Raw genomic sequence first — 15,012 nt, forward strand, 5'->3', positions numbered from 1 at the left:
CGGTCCCCACAACAAAATCTTGAAGTGCCCGGCTTATCGACCCCCGCTCCGAAAAAATCAAACGAAATTGCATCACCGATCAATGAGCGTTAGTAATGGGTCATGAACGTCCAGCGCCGCCTCTTGCCTAGTATCAATGCCCTTGCCGCCTTCGAGGCGGTGGCGCGCCTCGGCTCCTTCACCGCCGCGGCGCGCGAGCTCGATCTGACCCAGGGCGCCGTGAGCCGGCAGATAGCATTGCTGGAAGAGCAATTCGGGAGGCGGCTTTTCGACCGCGACAGCCGCAATGTCAGGCTGTCGACGGCGGGCGAAATCTACGCCGAGGCAGTGCGCGCCGCCCTTGGCCAGTTGCGTGACGCAGCGCTCGGATTGATGAGCAATCGGCATAGTGGCATATTGAACCTCGCCATACTGCCGACCTTCGGCACGCGCTGGCTGATGCCGCTCATTCCCGATTTCGTCGAAAACAACCCTGATATCACCATCAACTTCGTCACCCGGATCGGCCGCTTCGATTTCACGCGCGAGAGGCTCGACGCCGCGATCCATTACGGCCTGCCCGACTGGCCGGATGCCGACTCCACGCTGCTGGTGCGCGAGACGGTGGCGCCTGTCGTCTCGCCCGAATTCCTCGCCGGCCGCGCCATTGCCGCGCCGGCCGACATCGGCCGCCTGCCACTGCTGCATATGGCGACGCGGCCCGGCGCCTGGACCGAATGGTTCGAGCACCAGGGTCTGAGCGCGCCGACCGGACCAGGTATGCAGTTCGAGCAGTTCGGCACCGCCGCCCAGGCCTGCATGGCCGGGCTCGGCGTTGCCTTGCTGCCGCAAGTCCTAATCGCTGGTGAGTTGCAGCGCGGTCAGCTGGTATCAGCGCCGGGCAGGCCGATGCAGAGCCGCAGCGCCTACTATCTGGTCGTACCCCATGACAAACGCGGCCATCCGCCGGTTGCCTCCTTTCGCGATTGGCTGCTGACACATATCAGCGAGAAGGGCGAAGCGGTCTCCGCTCAGCTTTCGAAATAGCTGGGGCGGTCGAGATCGGCAATGAGCCCGGGCTGCTTCGGCTGCCATCCCAGCACGTCGCGGGTCTGCGCGCTCGACGCCGGCCAGTCCATGCTGAAGAAATGCCCGAGAAAGCCGAAATGGCCCGCCGCCTCCTCATGGGTCTTGGAAACGACCGGCAGGTCGAGGCGCCGGCCGATGACTTCGGCGATCTCCCGGCATGGCACGCCCTGCTCGGCGACGCCGTGATACCTGGCTCCGACGGCCCCCTTCTCGAGCGCCAGCCTGAAGAGGCGAGCGGCATCGAGCCGGTGCACCGCCGGCCAGCGATTGAGGCCGTCGCCGACATAGGCCGAAACGCCCTTTTCGCGCGCTATGCCGATCAGCATCGGGACAAAGCCGTGATCGCCGTCGCCGTGGACCGAGGGCGACAGACGCACTGCCGACGCACGCACGCCACGCGCCGCCAGCGCTTCGGCCGTCACTTCCGAGGCGCGGGGATAGGAGGCGGAGGGCGGCACGGGCGCGTCGTCCTCGGTTGCCACACTGCCCTTTGTCAGCAGCGCGAGACCAGAGGTAACCAGCAGTGGCCGCCCGGAGCCTTCGAGTGCCGCGCCGAGCACCTCAATGGCGCGACGGTCCGTCTCGCAATTTTGCGCGAATTTCGAGAAGTCGTGGTTGAAGGCGGTGTGGATCACGCCGTCGGACATGGCCGCGCCACTGCGCAGGCTTTCCAGATCTTCGAGATCACCGCGCAGCGCCTCAGCACCTGCGGCGACAACGGATTTCACGCCCGCATCCGAGCGAGCAAGGCCGAGCACCTGATGGCCCGCCTCAACGAGCTCCCGCACAACGGCGGAGCCGACAAAACCGGTGGCACCGGTAACGAACACACGCATCGCAATGTCTCCTTGCTTTGTGCGAGGGCCGCATCGGCCGCCGCGTTGGCGGAGGAGATAAGCGATCGACCAGATACGATCTATGCTGTAAAGTCCGTATTATCTTCGCAATCGTCCGGAACGACTATGGATCCACTCTCAGACGTCCTGTCGCTGCTGAAACCGCGCAATTACCTTTCCGCTGGCCTGGAGGCAGGTGGGGACTGGTCGATCCAGTTCCCCGACCAGCAGGCGGCCATCAAATGCGGCGCGGTGGTGTCCGGCCAATGCTGGCTGTCGGTGGAGGGCGTTCCAGACGCAGTGCGCCTGGAGACGGGCGACTGCTTCCTGCTGCCGCGCGGACGGCCTTTTCGTCTCGCCAGCGACCTGAACCTGCCGCCGGTCGATGCCCGCACCATCTTTTCGCCCGCCCGCACCGGTGGCATCACCGCGCACAATGGCGGCGGCGATTTTCTTCTCGTCAGCAGCCGCTTCGCCCTTGCCGGCGACCATGCCGGCATCCTGTTGCGGATGCTGCCGCCCATCGTGCACATCCGCCGGGAATCCGACCGGTCCGCGTTGCGCTGGCCCGTCGAGCGGATGATGCAGGAACTGCGCGAGCCGCAGCCGGGCGGCTTCCTGGTGGTGGAACATCTCGCCCACATGATCCTGATCGAGGCCCTGCGCCTGCATATGGCGGAAGGGTTGCGAGTGGGCTGGCTCTTCGCCCTCGCCGACAGACAGATGGGTGCCGCGATCAACGCCATGCACGACGATCCGGCACATGGCTGGACATTGCAGGAACTGGGAGAGCGGGTTGGCATGTCGCGATCGACCTTTGCCCTGAAATTCAAGCAAATGGTCGGCACATCAGCCATGGACTATCTGACACGCTGGCGAATGCTGCTGGCGGGCGACAGGCTGGCGAACTCCAGCGATCCCGTCTCCGTCATTGCGCTCTCGCTCGGCTACGAATCCGAAAGCGCCTTCAGCACGGCGTTCAAGCGGGTCATGGGCTGTTCGCCACGGCAATATGGCCGTGGCCGCGACCCCTCTTCATATGGCCAGGCCGCCAACGCCAATCGGTTCGGACCCATCGCCAGTTGACTGGCTACTTCCGCTTCATCGCCTCGGCCAGGGCAGCGCCGAACGCGCCTTGCTGCGCCGGCCTCTCCGGCTGACGCTGTGGTGCCGGCGCACGCGGCACTGGTTTGTTGCCGCTATCACGCGGTCCCTTCGAGGCGCCGCCGTCACCATCCCTGCGCATCGACAGGCCGATGCGCTTGCGCTTGATGTCGACCTCGACGACGCGCACCTTCACCACGTCGCCGGCCTTGACCACTTCATGCGCATCCTTGACGAAACGATCGGCCAGTTGCGAGACATGCACCAGACCATCCTGGTGCACGCCGATATCGACGAAGGCGCCGAAGGCCGCGACATTGGTGACGGTGCCTTCAAGCAGCATGCCGGGCTTCAAATCCTTGATGTCGTCGATACCGTCGGCGAAGGTCGCGGTCTTGAAGCCGGGACGCGGATCGCGGCCGGGCTTTTCCAGCTCCGCCAGAATGTCGCGCACGGTCGGCAGGCCGAAGCGCTCGTCGACGAAGACGCGTGGATCAAGCGCCTTGAGCGCAGCACTATCACCCATCAGCGAACGCACATCGCGCCCGCAGGCCGCGACGATCTTCTTCGCCACGCCATAGGCTTCCGGATGCACGGACGAGGCATCGAGCGGCTCGCTGCCGTTCGCAATGCGCAGGAAGCCGGCGCATTGCTCGAACGCGCGAGGTCCAAGTCGGGAGACCTTCAACAGCTCGCGGCGGCTGGCGAAGGGGCCGGTGGCATCGCGATGCGCAACGATCGCCTCGGCGAGTGATGCACCAAGGCCTGACACGCGTGCCAGCAGCGGCGCCGATGCCGTGTTGAGGTCGACGCCGACGGCGTTGACCGCGTCCTCCACAACCGCCTCCAGCGAGCGGCCGAGCCGGTACTGGTCGACATCGTGCTGATACTGGCCGACGCCGATCGATTTAGGTTCGATCTTGACCAGTTCGGCGAGCGGATCCTGCAAGCGCCGGGCAATCGACACCGCGCCGCGCAACGACACATCGAGACCGGGAAATTCCGCTGCCGCGGTCGCTGAAGCCGAATAGACCGAGGCGCCAGCCTCGCTGACGATCACCTTGAGCGGCTTGGGACCGGCATCCGCCGGCATATCGGACAGCATGTCGGCGACCAGCCTTTCAGTCTCGCGGCTGCCGGTGCCATTGCCGATCGAAATCAGCTCGACCTTGTGCAGGCGGATCAGCTTCGCCAGTTCGGCCTGCGTGCCGCGCACATCGTTCTTCGGCGGGAACGGATAGACCGTCGTCGTCGCCACCAGCTTGCCGGTACCATCCACCACCGCCACCTTGACGCCGGTGCGGATGCCGGGATCGAGCCCCATCGTCGCGCGCGAGCCGGCCGGTGCGGCGAGCAGCAAATCCTTCAGGTTGCGGGCAAAGACATGGATCGCCTCTTCCTCGGCCCGCTCGCGCATATCGCGCATCAGGTCGAGCGTGAGATGCAGCGACAGCTTGATGCGCCAGGTCCAGCCCGCCACCTCCATCAGCCAGCGGTCGCCCGGCAGGCTGCCGCCGATCGCATAGGCATTGGCGATCATGCGCTCGACCGGCTTCACCGGCGAAGTGTCGTCGGCATCGACCTCGATGTCGAGCGACAGCATCTCTTCATTGCGCCCGCGCAGCATCGCCAGCGCGCGATGGCTGGGCACAGTGGCCCAGCGCTCGACATGGTCGAAATAGTCGGAGAATTTCGCGCCAGCCTCCTGCTTGCCGTCGACGACGCGGGCGCGCAGGAAGGCGCGCTCCTTCATGTAGCTTCGCAGCTTGCCGACCAGATCGGCATTCTCGGCGAATTGTTCGGAGAGAATATCGCGCGCGCCTTCGAGTGCTGCCTTGGCGTCGGCAATCTCGTTGCCGACATAGGCCAGCGCCAGTTCCGCCGGCACCGATGCGCGGTCGGCGAGGATGGCCTCGGCCAGCGGCGCCAATCCGCGCTCGCGCGCGATCTCGGCCTTGGTCCGCCGCTTCGGCTTATAGGGCAGATAAATGTCTTCGAGCTCGGCCTTGGTGACGGCCGCGATGATCTTTTGTTCAAGCTCCTCGGTCAGCTTGCCCTGTTCGCGGATCGAGCCGAGGATGGTGTCGCGGCGCGCGTCGAGTTCGCGCAGATAGGCAAGCCGCTCGGCGAGATCGCGCAACTGCGTGTCGTCCAGACCGCCGGTGACCTCCTTGCGATAGCGCGCCACAAACGGCACCGTCGCGCCCTCGTCCAGCAGCCCGATCGCCGCCGCGGCCTGTTCGGGCCGCGCGCCGATCTCGGCCGCTATGATCGTTGCGATGCGCTTGATGTCGGATGTCATGTCGTTCCCGATGCCTTGCCGAAAAGAGCGGCGACCATAGGCGTTAGCGACCGCCGCGCCAACCACGGCGTTCTCAACCGCCTGAGAGGTCCACAGGAAAGCGACGGGGCTGCGAAATGCCTGGATTGGTCAGACCATCCGGCTCAGCGCCTCGAAGAAGGCGATCATATCGAGGTCGAGCGGATCGTCGACCGGCAGCGGCTGCGACGACATCTTGGCGATCACCACCTCGTCCCTGGGATTGACGTACAGCCACTGGCCATGGATGCCGATGCCGCAGAAGGCGCCGCTTTCAGCGCCCGTCTGGTACCATTTGTTGCGGTAGCGGCCTTGCGGAAGAAGGAACGCCATCGTGCCACGCTGCCAGGCTTCGGAACTGCCGCCTGTTTCGACAGTGTCGCGCACCCAGGCTTCCGGCACCACGCGGCGGCCATTGGCCGTGCCGCTTTGCCGCATCATCTCGCCGACACGAGCCAGATCGCGCGGCGTCACCGAAATACCGCCGGCCGTGCGCGCGGTGCCTTCCATGTCGACCGTGACCGAGGCGTCGCTCCCCGCACCGAGCGGCAGCCACAATTTCTCGCGCATCAGCTCGGAGAAGCGCTGGCCGGATGCGCGTTCGAGCAGGATGCCGAGCAGGTCGGAATTGGGCGAGCGGTAGCGAAAGGTCTGGCCATGCGGCTCGGCAAGGCGCTGCAATGTCAGGGTGAAGGCAGCCAGGCTTTCATTGCCACCGCCCGGATTCCACAGCATGGCGCGACGGTAGCGGGCAAAGGCGCTTTCCGGGTCGAGATAGGCCTCCTCGAAATCGAGGCTGACGCTCATGTCGAGCACATGGCGCACACGGGCCTCGCCATAGGCCGAGCCGGTGGCTTCCGGGATGTACAGCGTCACCGGAGCGTCCGGATCGAAAATCCCCTCGCCCTCCAATATGCCGGCGAGAATGGCGGTCAGCGACTTGCTGATCGAGAAGATGATGTGGCGGGCGCCGAGATCCATATGCGGCGCAAACCAGTCGCCAACGATCCTGCCACCTTTCATGATCGTCAGCGCGTCGGTGTCGGAGCGCTTCAGGAAAGCGGCAACGCTCTCCGGTCCGGCCGCCAAAGCGACCTTCTCGCCGAGCAGCCCGGTCAAATCTTTCGCGGGCGCCTCGCTTCCACCTGGAGCGGCGGCAACGGGCGCGCTCGGCACCAGCTCGCCGGCATTCTGGAACGACCATCGGCTGAACGGACTTTCCCGCCAATTGCCAAGCAGCACCTGGTTGCGGGCAAAGCCGTATCTGGTCTCGAACACGGTCTTGCCGGTCATGGCGCTTCCTTCTGGATCTTTTTACTTGGAGTTTAGGCGAGCGCCGCAGCGATGGAGTGCACGGCCTTCAGCGTCGCCACCGAATAGGCGATGTTGGTGAAGTCGGGATAGGTTGAAAGCTTCACCACGACCATTCTTGTAACCCAGTCGATATGGATCAATTGCCCGAACACGCCTCGGCACATCAGCGCGCGCGAGCGCGGATCCTCGATCCAGAACTGGTTGCGGTAGCTGCCTTCCGGCAGGCTGTCGTTGAAATCCGGCCCATGCCTGCCATTGCGTGTCGCCTCGATCCAGTCGGCCGGCACGACGCCGCCGCCATTGTCGAGGATCAGCTGGCCGAAACGGCCATAATCGCGCAGCGTGGCGTTGAAGCCGCCATCGGCCAGCGCATAGCCGGCGCTGTCGACGGTGAAGTACGCACTCTCGTCCGCGCCGAGCTTTTGCCAGAGCTCTTCCGAAACCAGTTGCGCCAGCCGCTTGCCGCTCACCTGCTCCATGATGAAGGCCAGCACATCGGTCTCGATCGAGCGGTATTCGAAGGCAGCACCGTGTGGCCGGCTTGTCTCCTTGAGCCCGAGGATCAATTCGAACATGTGCGATGGCCACCGGAAGGCCGGATCGCTGCCCGGCGGCACGGGCTTCCAGCCGGAGGCGACATCGACCTGGCCGACCTCGGAATAGGGATCGGTATATTCCTCGGAAAAACGCACCCCGCTCGTCATGTCGAGAACATGCTGCACGCTGGCGCCCGCCCAGCCTGTCGCGGCAAGCTCCGGCAGATAGGTCGTTACCGGCAAGGCCGGATCGATCAGGCCGCGCCCGACCAAGATGCCGAACACAGATGCGGTGACCGACTTCGCCATCGACTGCGACAAATGCAGCGTGCGGTCGGTCATGCCGTTGAAATAGCGCTCATAGGCGACCTTGCCGTCCCGGAGCACCAGGAAGCCGTCCGTATAGGTCTCGTCGAGCAGGCCGGCCAGTGTCGTCGGCGCCCCGATGCTGTCGCTGACCGGCAGTTGATCCAAATCGACCTCGGCCCGCTCGAGCCGGTGGCGATGGCCGTTGCCGCGCCAGACCTCGACGGTCGGCAGGAGCTCGCGGATGTGCTGGAACGCCCAGCGGTTCCAGGGTGCCCTGTCCCAGTCCAGTCTCGGCGGCGCCATCTTGGGCGGCGAACCCTGCATGATAGGCGGCGCCGGATCGCTGTTGCGGTAAGATGTCATGAAACGCGTCCCGACAAACATGAAAACGGACCCGGCGGCGCCTGCCGCCGGGTCCGTCGCGATGCGATCACTTCTGCAGTTCGGTCCAGATCTTTGTGTAGAGTTCCTGGACATCCGGAGGGCACATCAGCTGCAGTTCGGCATGCGGCTTGTCCGCCTCCGGAATGACCACTTCCGGCGCGTCCTTCATGTCGGCCGGCATATATTTGTCCGAACCGGTGATGGCATTGGCATAGCGATGAAAAGCCGAGAGGCCCGCAGCGTTTTCCGGATCCATGATGAAGTTCTGGAACAGCTTGGCGTTCTCGACATTCTTGGCCTCCTTGAGGACGACCACATTGTCGCTCCACAGGCCAAAGCCTTCCTTGGGATAATTGTAGTGGATGGCCGGATTGGCCAACCGCTGGCGCAGCGCCGAGCCGTTCCAGTCGCTGGTTGCCTTGAAGTCGCCGGCACCCATCTTCTCGATGGTGTTGTACTCCATGGCGATCCAGTTCGGCTTGGCCGCGACAAGCGTGTCGCGCACCTTCTTCAGCACCTCCTTGTCGGTGGTGCATTGCTGCCCGCCGACATATTTGATCGCCGCGAATATGACATCGTTCATTTCGGGAACGACATTGACCTTGCCCTTGAGCTCGTCCGGCGTGTTGAAGATGATGCCCCAGGTGTCGGCCGGTCCCTTGTAGGTATCGGTATTGACGACGACGCCGACCGTGCCGAGGGCCCACGGCACCGAATATTTGCGGCCGGGATCGAATTCGGGATTGGCCCATTCCGGCGCCACATTCTTGAAATTCTCCATCTTGCCCGGATCGGTTTCCTGGACGAGGCCTTCCTGGATCCAGATCGGCACGTAGGTCTGCGAAGGCACCGCGATGTCGAAACCGGTACCGCCCTGGCGCACCTTGGCCAGCGCGGTGTCGTTGGAATCGTAGTCGGTGATGGTCACCTTGACGTTATATTTTTGCTCGAATTTCTTGATTACGTCGGGGCTGGTGTAGTTGCCCCAATTGTAGATGTTCAGTTCGCCGTCGGCGCGAGCCAGGCTCGTCGAGGCGAGCAACGCCAAGCCGATGGCGGTTGCTGTTGTCTTCCAGTTCATGCTCTTAGCTCCCATTTTCATACTCAGTCCCGTTTCCTGCTGATGAAGAAAAACAACGTCACGATGGCGACCGACAAGAGCAGGAACACGGTCGATATCGCGTTGATCTCGGGCGTTATCCCCCGGCGTATCTGGCCGAGCATGTAGGTCGGCAGCGTGTCCTGACCGCCCGATTTGACGAACTCGGTGATGACAACGTCGTCAAGCGAGATGACGAAGGCCAGCATCAGCCCGGCCAGGATGCCGGGCCACAGAAGCGGCAGCGTTATGCGCCGGAAGGTTTGCCATGGGGTCGCGTAGAGGTCGGCGGCGGCACGCTCCAGCGTCAGATCCATGTTCTCCAGCCGCGCCCGGATCGGCAGGTAGGCGAAGGGGATGCAGAAGGCGGTGTGCGCGGCGATCAGATAGCCGAGACCGGAATAGCCGGTGAAAATCTTGATGCGGGAAAAGAAGATCAGCAGCGCCACGCCGGTCACGATCTCCGGCACCATCAGCGGCTGGTTGATCGCCGCATATTTGAAGGTCAGGCCGCGATAGGGCGCCGTGCGCGTTGTTGCGAGCGCCGCCATGGTGGCGAAGATCGTCGCCAGGATCGCCGCGATGGCGCCGATCTGGAACGAGCGCAAGGTGGCGTCGATGACCTGCGAATTCTGCGACGCCGACTGGAACCATTTGAGCGAGAACCCACCCCATTCGGACGTCGACGTCGCGGCATTGAACGCATAGACGACCAGCACGATGATCGGCAGATAGAGCACGACGAAGCAGGTCGCGGCGATCGCGCTGAACCCAGGCTGATGCTTGATTGCGAAGCTTCTAGCCATGGCGCACCTCCGACCGGCCGGCATTGCGCACATAGGCGAGCAGCGCCACCATGACGATGACCATGACCGCGATCGACAGCGCCGACCCGAGCGGCCAGTTGCGGCCTTGCCCGAACTGCAGCTCGATCAGGTTGGAGAGCATCATGTTCTTGCCGCCGCCGAGCACGCTTGGCGTCACATAGGCGCCGAGCGCCGGAATGAAGACCAGGATCGAGCCGGCGATGACGCCCGGCTTGACCAGCGGGAAAATGATGCGCCGAAGCACCTGGAAGCGGGTCGCATAGAGGTCGTAGCCAGCCTCCACCAGTCGGAAATCGAGCTTTTCCATGCTGGCGTAGATCGGCAGCACCATCAGCGGCAGATAGACATAAGCCATGCCGACCAGGATCGCGGTGTCGGTGAACAGGATCTGGATCGGCGCCGAGATGATGCCGAGCTTCAGCAGCACCGTGTTGATCAGACCCTCGTTGCGGATGATCTGCAGCACGGCGAAGGTCCGGATCAAAAGGTTGGTCCAGAACGGTATCGTGATCAGGAACAGCCAGAGGTCGCGCGTCTTTTCGCTGCGCGTCGCCATGAAATAGGCGGTCGGAAAACCAAGCACCAAAGTGGCGATCGTCGTGATGATCGCCAGCTTGATGGAGCGCCAGAAGATGGTGACATGGGCCGCGGCAAGCGAAAGCGTGTCGTCGAAGATGTCGCGTTCCATGAACACCGAAATCCAGGCTTCCGGCGAGAAATGCCATTTCACGTCGCCATAGGGGCCGGGCGTCAGGAACGAATAGACAAGCACGATCAGCAACGGTCCGGTCGCGGCGAAGAAAATGACCAGCAGGGCCGGCGCCGATAGAAGCCAGCGATCACGGATATCGCGCCGTTCCGCTTCCTTGGCGACTTCCTCCGCGCTCGCCATCAATCCCTCAGCACTTGCGCGGCGTCGTTGCCGATCGAAATGCCGACCTTGTCGCCGCGCTCGAAGCCGCAGCCGGCGCTGCGCGTGTTCTGCTGGCGCACGGTGAAGGCCTCGCCGCTGTCGAGCTGGACATGGATATGCGTGTCGGTGCCGAAATAGACGATGTTCTCGACCATCCCCGAAAGCTCGCCCTTGCCGCTAGTCAGCTTGGCGTGCTCCGGCCTGACCACCACGGTGGCATTGTCCTTCGGCTGAAAACCCTCGGCCACGGTCGCATCGATCGTCGCGCCGGATTTGAGCGTCGCACGCGCCTTGCCATTACCGATATTGGCAATGGCAGCGGTCAGGAAATTGGTTTCGCCGATGAAGTCAGCGACGAAGCGCTCCGCCGGCTTGTCGTAGATGTCCCAGGGCGTGCCGACCTGCAGGATCTTGCCCGACGACATCACCGCGATACGGTCGGACATCGTCAGTGCTTCCTCCTGGTCGTGGGTCACGAAGATGAAGGTGATGCCGGTCTCGTGCTGCAGCCGTTTCAGCTCGATCTGCATCTCCTTGCGCAGCTTGTAGTCGAGCGCCGACAGCGGCTCGTCGAGCAGCAGCACCTTCGGCTGCGGCGCCAGCGCCCGGGCCAGCGCCACGCGCTGCTGCTGGCCGCCGGAGATCTGGCTGGTGCGGCGGCCGCTCAGCGCCTCCATCTTGACCAGCTTCAGCATCTCGGCGACGCGCGCCTTGATCTCGGTCTTCGGCTTGCCGAGCATCTCCAGGCCGAAGCCGATATTTTCGGCCACCGTCATGTGCGGAAACAGAGCGTAGGACTGGAACACGGTATTGACCGGCCGCTTGAACGGCGGCAGCGACGCGATGTCCTGGCCGTGCAGCAGGATTTCGCCGGCGCTCGGGAAATCGAAACCGGCGATCAGCCGAAGCAGTGTCGTCTTTCCGCAACCGGAGGGCCCGAGCAGCGTGAAAAACTCATTTTCGCGGATCGACACCGAGACCGTGTCGAGAGCGGCGACCTGTGACTCCCCGGTACCGAATACCTTGCGGACGCCACGAACTTCAATTGCACTTCTACCCGGTTGTTCCGGCACGATTACCCCATTCTTGTGTCCGCTCTTCACGGCGGATCCAGTTCCCATCGATTGTCAGCACACGGCGCGTGGCTTGGCAAGCGTACATCTGAATCCGGATTCAGAACGCAATTCCCGTGCCATGCTCAGGCCTGATAGGTGACCTTGCCGCCGCAGATGGTCGTCACCGGCCGCACCGTATGCAGCACTTCCGGCGCGGTCGCCTCGATATCAGCCGAGAGCACCACCAAATCGGCGAGGTAGCCTGACTTCAAACGGCCTTTGCGATGTTCTGTGAATTCCGCATGGGCGCCCTCGACCGTGTAACCGGCAAGCGATTCATGCAGCGAGAAACTCTGGTCGGGATCGCCTTCTGCCCAAGGTTTGCGCAAGATTGCCGCCTGTATGCCCAGGATCGGATCGATCGGCGCCACCGGCCAGTCCGAGGCGAAGACGACGCGCGCGCCGGCATTCTTCAGTGTCCACCAGGCGTAGCTCAAAGGCCAGCGCGCAGGCCCGATGCGCGAGACGGTCGGCTCCAGGGGGAAGTCCATGGCGCCCGGCGGATGTGGCGGCTGCATCGACGCTATGACGCCAAGTTCGGCGAAACGTGGCACGTCGGCGGCGGTGGTGACCTCGATGTGCTCGATCCGATGCCGGCTGTCGCGCCTGCCATTTTTCGTCCTCGCGGCTTCGTAACCGTCGAGTACGGCTCGCACCGCGCCATCGCCAATCGCGTGCACCGCGATCTGCAGCCCACGCTTGTCAACCGCTACGGCAAGTTCGGTGAACTGTTCCGGCGTGAACAACGGCTCGCCCACCCAATCCGGACGGTCCGCATAGGGCTCGACCATGACAGCCGTCCATGAATCGAGCACGCCGTCATAGAACACCTTGACCATGCCCGACGACAGCCATTCGCCCTGATAGCGCTCAGTCATCATCGACGCCTTGTCGAGCATGTCATGCGTCATGAAGTTCTTGTAGTGGAACGGCACCTTGACACGGCAGGGCAGGCCTTCCTCAGCTTCGATCTCGGCAAGCAGTTCTAACTGATAGAGATTGCCGTCCATGTTCTGGATCGAGGTGATGCCGTGACGCGCGCACCAGGCGAGCCCGCGCCGCATGATGTCGCGATCGGCTGCACGCTCGGCAGGCGTCGGCAACGGGTCCGGCTCGCCCCCTGTCGCCAGCCCCAACCGTACCCGGCTTTCGCCGGCAAGATCGAGCACCGGACCGAACGCCTCGTCCTCGCGCAATTCGCCTTCGGCCAGCCCGTCGGCACCCATGACGATCTCGTTGCCTGGACCGAGCGAGCGCCCATGCAGGATGCCGGCCATCTCCAGCGCCCTGGTGTTGGCCCACATAGTGTGATGGTCGGGAGCGGCCATGCAGAAGGGGCGATCGGACAGAATGGCGTCGAGATGATGGCGCGTTACCCGTTCGGCTCCAAGCACGGTATAGTCGACACCTTGCCCGACCAACATTCTTGCGTCGGGCCGGGATTGCGCATAGGCGCGGATCGCATTTTGCAGCGCATCGAAACCGGCAATGCCGGAAAGCTGCAGATGAGCGAGTTCGGCCGCGCCTGAAAACAGATGCATATGCGCTTCGATGAAACCCGGCATGACCGAACCACCCTGCGCATCGACAATCCTGGTAGAGGGCGCCTTCAGGGCCTCGATCGTCTTGCGGCCGCCGACCGCCAGGATGGTGCCGCCGCCGATCGCAACCGCCTCGGCCACCGGATCGTCCTCGTCCATGGTCAAAACGCGGCCATTGACGACGATCAGGTCGGCGAAAGAACTCATGATTGCCTGCGGGTTGATTGCGATTCCGGCACGCTAGACGACCGGCCGCCGTGCCAGCAAGCCATAGCCGCTTGGCCCAGCGACTTGTGAAAGACGGCACGGCATGATTACGGTCGCTCCGCCTCGCCACGGAAGGATTTTCATGAAGACTGTTTTTTCACCGCTTCACGCCGGCCATGCCGGCAATGTGGAACTGATCGCGGGCGCCGTCGTGCCGGCTTTCGAAAAGCCGTCGCGCGCCGAATTCATCAAGGCGCGCGTGGAGAGCGAAGAGCTCGGCCCGATCCTGCCACCCGAAATCCACGACCTGGCTGCGGCCAGGAAGGTCCACACGGACGACTTTATCGATTTCCTGCCGACGGTGTGGCCGCTGTGGGAAGCATCCGGCAGGTCCGGCTCGGCTATCCCCTTCACCTGGCCGACGCGCGGCCTGCGCGGTGACGTGCGCCCGAAAACCATTGACGCACAGCTTGGCTTCTATTCCTTCGACGGCGGCGCCACTTTCGTCAAAGGCACGTGGGAGGCGATCAAGTCATCCTATGATGTAGCGCTCACCGCCGCCGCCCTGGTCAAGGCCGGCGAACCGGCGGCATTCGCGCTCTGCCGCCCGCCCGGCCATCACGCCGGCGCCGCCTTCATGGGCGGCTATTGTTTCATCAACAACGCCGCCGTCGTCGCGCAATGGTTTCGCGACCAGGGCGCCAGGCGCGTCTCGATCCTCGATGTCGACTACCATCACGGCAACGGTACGCAGGAGATCTTCTACAGCCGCGGCGACATCCAGGTCATCAACCTGCATGCCGATCCGATGACGGAATATCCGTTCTTCCTCGGGCATGCCGATGAACGCGGCGAAGGCCCCGGCGAAGGCTTCAATCTCAATTACCCTATGCCATTCGGCGCTTCATGGGATGCCTGGAACGCCTCGCTGGAAGATGGTTGTGCGAAGCTGATCGCTTACGCTCCCGATGTCGTCATCGTCTCGCTCGGCGTCGACACCTTCGAGAAGGACCCTATCAGCCAGTTCAAGCTGAAAAGCACCGACTATCCCAAGATCGGCCGCCGCATCGCCAGGCTTGGCCTGCCGACGCTGTTCGTCATGGAAGGCGGCTATGCCGTCGAGGAGATCGGCATCAACGCCGTCGGCGTGCTGACCGGGTTCGAGGATCGATAGGAAAGAAACCCGCCGGCTCACGATCAGCCTTTCGGTCAGCGGTGAATCCACAAGAACCCGCTGTGTCAAATCGCGTTTGAAGTCGGATTCGTCTGCGGTTAGATTGTACCCGAATCAGCCGTTCCTCGGGGGCGCGGCGACCACCCAAAGTCTCATGCTCCGGAGCCATCCGGGGCCGGATGCGGATAGTTTCGCGTTCCCTGAAAGGGTCCGATTGGACGCGGTCCCCGCGTCTTGCGTGTGCCTTCGTGAAAGTGATGCGTAT

12 protein-coding genes are annotated in these 15,012 nt (G+C 63.5%); 3 read left to right on the top strand and 9 right to left on the bottom strand.

The features are described 5' to 3' along the window. Positions 1 to 102 precede the first annotated feature (102 nt). Positions 103 to 1,026, top strand: coding sequence for a LysR family transcriptional regulator (locus OHD62_RS11200; protein WP_263782753.1), 924 nt, complete (start codon positions 103 to 105; stop codon positions 1,024 to 1,026). On the opposite strand, the gene OHD62_RS11205 is transcribed toward OHD62_RS11200, so the two are convergent. After that, entirely contained in the window at positions 1,011 to 1,904 is an 894-nt protein-coding gene (locus tag OHD62_RS11205; protein ID WP_263782754.1) for an SDR family oxidoreductase, read from the bottom strand. The genes OHD62_RS11200 and OHD62_RS11205 overlap by 16 nt on opposite strands. A gap of 126 nt (positions 1,905 to 2,030) precedes the next feature. On the opposite strand from OHD62_RS11205, the gene OHD62_RS11210 reads away from it, so the two are divergent. Next, entirely contained in the window at positions 2,031 to 2,990 is a 960-nt protein-coding gene (locus OHD62_RS11210) for an AraC family transcriptional regulator (RefSeq protein ID WP_263782755.1), read from the top strand. A 4-nt stretch (positions 2,991 to 2,994) separates the two neighbouring features. On the opposite strand, the gene OHD62_RS11215 is transcribed toward OHD62_RS11210, so the two are convergent. The 8 genes from OHD62_RS11215 to OHD62_RS11250 all read right to left on the bottom strand — a co-directional run bounded on the left by OHD62_RS11215 (position 2,995) and on the right by OHD62_RS11250 (position 13,573). Further along, positions 2,995 to 5,310 (bottom strand): Tex family protein, encoded by a 2,316-nt coding sequence (locus OHD62_RS11215; RefSeq protein WP_263782756.1) that lies wholly within the window; start codon positions 5,308 to 5,310, stop codon positions 2,995 to 2,997. A gap of 129 nt (positions 5,311 to 5,439) precedes the next feature. Next, on the bottom strand, positions 5,440 to 6,621 hold the full coding sequence (locus OHD62_RS11220) for a serine hydrolase domain-containing protein (protein ID WP_263782757.1): 1,182 nt from the start codon (positions 6,619 to 6,621) through the stop codon (positions 5,440 to 5,442). A gap of 32 nt (positions 6,622 to 6,653) precedes the next feature. Beyond that, positions 6,654 to 7,850, bottom strand: coding sequence for a serine hydrolase domain-containing protein (locus tag OHD62_RS11225; protein ID WP_263782758.1), 1,197 nt, complete (start codon positions 7,848 to 7,850; stop codon positions 6,654 to 6,656). Positions 7,851 to 7,917: 67 nt separating this feature from the next. Beyond that, the gene (locus OHD62_RS11230) at positions 7,918 to 8,952 is read right to left on the bottom strand and encodes an extracellular solute-binding protein (protein ID WP_263782759.1); all 1,035 of its coding nucleotides are present in this window, start codon (positions 8,950 to 8,952) and stop codon (positions 7,918 to 7,920) included. Positions 8,953 to 8,975: 23 nt separating this feature from the next. Further along, positions 8,976 to 9,776 (bottom strand): ABC transporter permease, encoded by an 801-nt coding sequence (locus OHD62_RS11235; protein ID WP_263782760.1) that lies wholly within the window; start codon positions 9,774 to 9,776, stop codon positions 8,976 to 8,978. Beyond that, positions 9,769 to 10,689, bottom strand: coding sequence for an ABC transporter permease (locus tag OHD62_RS11240; RefSeq protein WP_263782761.1), 921 nt, complete (start codon positions 10,687 to 10,689; stop codon positions 9,769 to 9,771). The genes OHD62_RS11235 and OHD62_RS11240 overlap by 8 nt, the downstream gene beginning before the upstream one ends. Further along, positions 10,689 to 11,783 carry an ABC transporter ATP-binding protein gene (locus OHD62_RS11245; protein WP_263783854.1) on the bottom strand — a complete coding sequence of 365 codons (1,095 nt, stop codon included), beginning with the start codon at positions 11,781 to 11,783 and terminating at the stop codon, positions 10,689 to 10,691. Before OHD62_RS11245 ends, OHD62_RS11240 begins: the two co-directional genes overlap by 1 nt. 125 nt (positions 11,784 to 11,908) lie before the next feature. Then, complete coding sequence (locus tag OHD62_RS11250; protein WP_263782762.1) at positions 11,909 to 13,573, bottom strand: amidohydrolase; 1,665 nt, start codon at positions 13,571 to 13,573, stop codon at positions 11,909 to 11,911. Positions 13,574 to 13,715: 142 nt separating this feature from the next. On the opposite strand from OHD62_RS11250, the gene OHD62_RS11255 reads away from it, so the two are divergent. Next, positions 13,716 to 14,747 (top strand): histone deacetylase family protein, encoded by a 1,032-nt coding sequence (locus tag OHD62_RS11255; RefSeq protein ID WP_263782763.1) that lies wholly within the window; start codon positions 13,716 to 13,718, stop codon positions 14,745 to 14,747. The last annotated feature ends 265 nt before the right edge of the window (positions 14,748 to 15,012 follow it).

The organism is Mesorhizobium sp. YC-39 (assembly GCF_025753795.1).
Taxonomy (GTDB): Bacteria; Pseudomonadota; Alphaproteobacteria; order Rhizobiales; family Rhizobiaceae; genus Mesorhizobium.